The organism is Nocardioides sp., assembly GCF_031397825.1.
Classification (GTDB): Bacteria; Actinomycetota; Actinomycetes; order Propionibacteriales; family Nocardioidaceae; genus Nocardioides.
Genome location: NZ_JANNML010000147.1, coordinates 1 through 5,393, shown reverse-complemented (window position 1 = coordinate 5,393; position 5,393 = coordinate 1). Strand labels below are relative to the sequence as shown.

The 5,393-nt window shown below is 72.1% G+C and carries 4 protein-coding genes and 1 pseudogene; 3 read left to right on the top strand and 2 right to left on the bottom strand.

The genetic code is table 11. The annotated features are described in order from the left end of the window. Positions 1 to 204 precede the first annotated feature (204 nt). A complete protein-coding gene (locus tag RMN98_RS12955; RefSeq protein ID WP_309649228.1) occupies positions 205 to 561 on the top strand; it encodes a phosphomannose isomerase type II C-terminal cupin domain in 357 nt (118 codons plus the stop codon). On the opposite strand, the gene RMN98_RS12950 is transcribed toward RMN98_RS12955, so the two are convergent. Together RMN98_RS12950 and RMN98_RS21090 are read right to left on the bottom strand one after the other, a co-directional pair. After that, positions 537 to 4,034 (bottom strand): adenylate/guanylate cyclase domain-containing protein, encoded by a 3,498-nt coding sequence (locus RMN98_RS12950; RefSeq protein WP_309649227.1) that lies wholly within the window; start codon positions 4,032 to 4,034, stop codon positions 537 to 539. The two genes, RMN98_RS12955 and RMN98_RS12950, sit on opposite strands and share 25 nt — an antisense overlap. Continuing rightward, a pseudogene (locus RMN98_RS21090) lies at positions 4,035 to 4,163 on the bottom strand (zinc ribbon domain-containing protein); the annotation flags it as partial. Positions 4,164 to 4,451: 288 nt separating this feature from the next. Here RMN98_RS21090 and RMN98_RS12945 point away from each other — a divergent pair. Together RMN98_RS12945 and RMN98_RS12940 are read left to right on the top strand one after the other, a co-directional pair. Further along, a complete protein-coding gene (locus RMN98_RS12945) occupies positions 4,452 to 4,898 on the top strand; it encodes a MarR family transcriptional regulator (RefSeq protein WP_309649226.1) in 447 nt (148 codons plus the stop codon). A gap of 142 nt (positions 4,899 to 5,040) precedes the next feature. Then, on the top strand, positions 5,041 to 5,393 hold a 353-nt coding region (locus RMN98_RS12940; protein ID WP_309649225.1), incomplete at its 3' end, for an alcohol dehydrogenase catalytic domain-containing protein.

The window sequence follows — 5,393 nt, the reverse complement described above, 5'->3', positions numbered from 1 at the left end:
GTCTGGGCCCGGCGCTGGGGCTCGGCGTCGCGATCGGCGGGCTCGCTCTGCTGCCGCTCGTCGGTCTGGTGGTCGTCGCTCCCACGCGCCGGCCGGTGGCCGAGCCGGTGGGGTGACCCTGCTCACCTGATCGGACCTGATAGGGCCATGCCCCGGAAGGCGCGCGCTCCACTAGAGTTGGACGTCGACAACGCAGGGGGCGGGATGGCACTGGAGTCAGAGGATCGACCGTGGGGGTCGTGGCACGTCATCGACGTGGACCACGGCTACAAGGTCAAGCGCATCCACGTGAATCCCGGTGCGCGGCTGTCCTACCAGACCCACGAGCACCGCTCGGAGCACTGGGTCGTGGTCTTCGGGATCGCCACCTGTCTCATCGACGGGGTCACCACGATGGCCGGCCCCGGCCACACGATCGACGTACCACTCGGCGCGAAGCACCGGCTGGCCAACGAGTCGACCGAGGAGCTCGTGATCATCGAGGTGCAGCGCGGCGCCTACACCGGCGAGGACGACATCTGTCGGCTCGAGGACGACTACGGCCGCAACGAGGTCGTCTGATCCGAGGTCTCGACGACGGTCGCTGCGCGACCTGCTCGACCAACGGATGCGTCGGCGAGCCAGGCCGTCGCCCCCAGCCGCTCGTACGTCGCTCGCGCGGCGGTCAGGTGGGGGGCGGCCTCGTCCGGACGGCCCTGGCTGAGGAGCCAGTCCGCCCACCAGCGGTGGGCGTGCGCGACGTAGACCGGTGACCCGAAGACCTCGTAGTGCTCGACGGCGGCCCCGAAGAGCTCGCCGGGGTCGCCGGCGCCCCCGTGCTCGCTCGCGCCCCCGTGCGCGCCGACGTCGACCGCGCGGCCGGCCAGCCAGGCGCGGAGCAGGTCGCGGTGGCCACGCAAGGAGCGAGGCAGCCGCCGCGCCCCGCTCACCTGCTCGAGCAGTTCCCGGGATGCCGCCTCGTCGCCTGCCTCGAGGGCGACCGTCATCGCGTGGGCGTGCACGAAGTGGAGGTCGTCCCAGACGCCGGTGAAGTCGTGGAACGCGTGCGTCGCCGCCAGCGCGGGGGCGCGGAGATCAGCCACGGGCGGCGTGCCCTCCAGGCCGCGCAGGACTCGGCCCCAAGCGAGCAGCGAGGGGTCGTCGCCCCCGTCGGCGCTCAGCTCACCGATCGGCGGCACCGGAAGCCCGCGGGCTCGGTTGCGCAGGGCGCGGACGCCGACGGCGTACTCGTCCGTCGTGGGTCCGAACCTTGACTCCAACAGCTCCAGCGGCGCCTCCATGTCGTCCCACCGGCCGCCGTTCCAGAGCGCGATCACGGAGTTGGCGACGATGAACTCGAGGTTGTAGCGGTTGCCGGCGCGGGACGCGACCTCCAGCCCGTACTCGGCGTTGCGCAGGGCGGCGGCGACGTCGGTGGGGTTGGCCGCCGCGATGAGGTTGACCAGGGTGGCCGCCTCCGACGCGGGGTCGTGGGCGTCGCGGGCGAGCTCGGAGGCCGTCACCAGCAGGGAGTTGCTGATCGTCATCAGCCCCCGGTCGGAGTAGAAGGCGCTGAGCGAGCTCAACGTGGTGATGACGGCCTCGGTGTCCTCCTGCTCCTCGGCCAGCCGGAGCCGTTCATGAGCCATTTGGAGGCCGCGCTCGGGGTTGGGCCCGCGGAACTCCGACCCCATGAGCACGCGCGAGAGGATCAGCCGCGCCTCAACCGCGTCCTGGTCCTCGCACAGCTCCTCCCACCACGGCATCGTCAGGGTGATCGCCTCCTCGGCCTGGCGCAGCCCGGTGACGAGGACCTGGCCACGCACACCCGCCGCGTGGCCGGCCCTGCGTCGGTCGCCCAGCGTCACGAAGAGCTCCTCGGCCTCGTGAGCGTGCGCGAGGGAGGACTGCCAGAGTCCGGCCTCGAACTCGGCGGTCGCCTGCTGCAGCAACATCGGCGCCCGTCGGGCGTCTCCGTGCACGAGCGGGGAGGCGGTGGCGAGGTGGCGGGCGGCCTCCTGATGCGAGCCGAGACCGGTCGACCGGGCGGCGGCGCGCACCAGGTTGTCGACGGCGGCGGCCCGGAGCTCGGCCTCGTCGTGGTCGCCCGGCACCGCGGCCAGGGCGTCCAGGTAGTGCTGGGCGCGGATCGCGGCGGTGTCGTCGCCGGTCTCCCCGGCGTGCTCGAAGTGGGCCACGACGGCGAGGTGGACCGCCTTGCGGTCGCGCCGCGAGAGCACGCCGTACGCCACCTGCCGCACCGCGGACTGCACGAAGGAGTGCTGGCCGTACGTCGAGCTCATCCGGTTGCTGTCGTGGGCGAAGATCTGCACCCGTTGGAGATCGCGCAGCACCGATCCGACGTCGGCGACCTCGGGGCACAGCGCGGCGAGCGCGTCGAGGGTGAAGGTGGTGCCGAGCACGCTGGCCCGGTCGACGACGCGGCGCTGGTCGGGTGTGAGGGCGTCGAGGCGGGCGGCGATGAGGGCCTGGAGCGAGGCGGGGGCGGCGAGGGAGTCGAGGTCGAGAGGGGCGTCGTCGGCCAGGACGTACTGCCCGCCGCGCGGCACGACCAGGTCGCGGTCGATGAGTGAGCGCACGGTCTCGACGGCGAAGACGGGGATGCCGTCGGAGCGCGCCACCAGCTGGTCGCGGACCTCGTCGGGCAGGCCGACCACCAGACCGTCCAGCAACCGGGCCATGTCGAGGTCGGTGAGCGTGGCCAGCCGCAGCAGGTTGGTGCGTCGGTGGGAGGCCAGGCTTCCGGCACGCTCGAGCAGTCCGGGTCGCGTCAGCAGCACGACGAAGCAGGAGAACGTCGCGGTGCTGACGAGGTGCTCGAGGAAGGCCAGCAGGCCGTCGTCGGCGTGCTGGGCGTCGTCGACGACCAAGGTGAGCGGCTCGTCGCCCGCGACACGCTGGAGGAACACCGTCCAGGCGGAGAACAGGTCCTCGCGGGCGTAGGTGGCCATGCCGGATCCCGTGCCGGTGCCGGAGCCGGTGCCGAGGAGGGCGGCCATCCTGCCGCGCAGCCAGTCCCGCTCCTCGGCGTCGGGCACGTGCCGCGCCAGCGCCCGCTCGAGCTGGGCGTCGGGGGAGAGGTCACCGACCTCCTCACCGGTCTCGCCGCTCACGTCGGCGCCGATCTGGATCCGGCCCCGGACGGCCTCGGCGAGCGCGAAGTAGGCGACGCCCTCGCCGTAGGCCACGCAGCGTCCGGAGTGCCAGCGGAGGGGGTCGTTGATGCCGTCGGTGTACTTCTCGAACTCCCAGCCCAGTCGGGTCTTGCCGACGCCGGGGTCGCCGTCGACGACCAGCAGGGTGGGGCGGCCGGACTCCTGGGTCTGGTGGAAGAGCTCCTTGATCAGCCGCAGCTCGCGGTCGCGCCCGACCAGAGGAGCTTCGAGACCATCGGCGCGCTGGGCGCCTCCGACGGCGGCGACGACGGCGCGCACCGACCAGAGCGGGACCGGGTCGACCTTGCCCTTGAGGGCGTGGGAGCCGGCGTCGGCGTACGTGATGGCAGCGGTGGTGAGCAGGCGGGTCGTCTCATCGACCCAGACTTGGCCTGGGGTGGCGGCGGACTGGACGCGGGCGGCGGTGTTGACGGCGTCGCCGGCGACCATGCCCTGCTGGGTGGCGCCCACGGTGACGGCGACCTCGCCGGTCACGATGCCGACGCGCAGGGCGAGGTCGGGGGCGCCGACGTCGTGGCCGAAGTCGTTGACGGCGGCGACCAGCTCGAGGCCGGCGCGGACCGCTCGCTCGGCGTCGTCCTCGTGGGCGGTCGGCACGCCCCAGACGGCCATGACGGCGTCGCCGATGAACTTCTCGATGGTGCCGCCGTAGCGGGCCACGATGCGGCGGCACTCGTCGAAGTAGCGGCCCAGCAGCTCGCGGACGTCCTCAGCGTCGCGCGACTCGCTCAGGGTGGTGAAGCCGACGAGGTCGCCGAACAGGAGGGACGTCGTACGACGACTGGCAGTGCCGGTCGGCTCGGCCGGGGTGGCGCGGGGCGCGCCCGGGTCGGCCGCGGTCGGCGTACCGCACTCCATGCAGAACTTGGCCTGGGGCGGGAGCGGGGCGTCGCAGCCGGTGCAGGTGGAGGCCAGAGGGCGACCGCACTCGAGGCAGAACCGGGCGCCCCCGGGGAGCTGGGTCCCGCATCCACCGCACTGCGCCACGTGTCGTCCCCCGTTCCGTCGCGGCAACGCTAACGGAAACGACGCCTGCTCGGGGGCTTCACGAGCAGTGCGCGGGAGGTGAAACCCTCGGTCGCCGCGGGCGGGCGGCGCGTGCGGCGACCGAGGGGGTCTGGGGGCGGGGCCGCGGGAGGAGCGGCCCCGATCCGGTGTGGTCCGTCGCCCCGAGGTGGGACGTCACACCCGTAAGGGTGCCAATCAGTTGCGCGCATGTCAATCACGCGCAACTTAATAGTGCCTGAGAGTTGAGAGCGGGTCTACCCTTGGCCAATGACCCGGTTTCGTGTGGACGACCAGCTGTGCTTCGCGTTGTACGACGCGTCGCGCGCAATCGTCGGCCGCTACCGAGAGGGGCTGGCCGAGATCGGGCTGACCTACACGCAGTACATCGTCCTGATGCGGCTCTGGGAGACCTCCCCCCTGACTCTCGGCGAGCTCGGCGACGCGCTGCACCTCGACAGCGGCACGCTCTCGCCGCTGCTGAAGCGACTCGAGGCCCAGGACCTGATCACGCGGCGGCGCCCGCCGGAGGACGAGCGGACCGTCGAGGTGGCGCTGACCGTCGCGGGGCGCGACCTGAAGGCTCGGGCGCGTCGGATCCAGGTCGACGTCGAGCGGGCGACCGGGTTGAGCACCGAGTCGGTGGCAGCTCTGCGCGAGGAGCTGCACGGGCTGGCGGCACAGGTGCGCGGGGAGAACGACGAGCTCATCGCCTGAGGGGATCCTGACTACCCCTTGGTAGGGGTTTGGGGCCGCCCTGTCCGTGGCAGGTGTAGAGCGTGGCGTGCGTCACACATCGAGCACCGCGCTACCCCTACTGATCGCCGCTCCACGCTCGGGAGCAGGACGGAGACATCACATGTCAGGCAACCGGATCGTCGTCTACAAGGGCCCGGGTGAGGTCGCTGTCGAGACTGTCGACTACCCCAAGCTGGAGATCCCGGCCGAGGTGGCGCAGGGGATGGGCATCAAGCAGGCCGCCCCGCACTCGGTCATCCTCAAGCTCGTCACCACCAACATCTGCGGCTCCGACCAGCATATGGTCCGCGGCCGCACCACCGCCCCGGTAGGCCAGACGCTCGGCCACGAGATCACCGGTGAGGTCGTCGAGGTCGGCGACGACGTGCTCTTCGTCAAGGAGGGCGACATCTGCTCGGTGCCCTTCAACATCGCCTGTGGCCGCTGCCGCATGTGCAACGAGGGCAAGACCGG

Excerpts from the sequence above, each read along its gene's own strand:
- RMN98_RS12945 (WP_309649226.1), top strand. The coding sequence starts at position 4,452 with ATGACCCGGTTTCGTGTGGACGACCAGCTGTGCTTCGCGTTGTACGAC.
- RMN98_RS12955 (WP_309649228.1), top strand. The coding sequence starts at position 205 with ATGGCACTGGAGTCAGAGGATCGACCGTGGGGGTCGTGGCACGTCATC.
- RMN98_RS12950 (WP_309649227.1), bottom strand. The coding sequence starts at position 4,034 with ATGGAGTGCGGTACGCCGACCGCGGCCGACCCGGGCGCGCCCCGCGCC.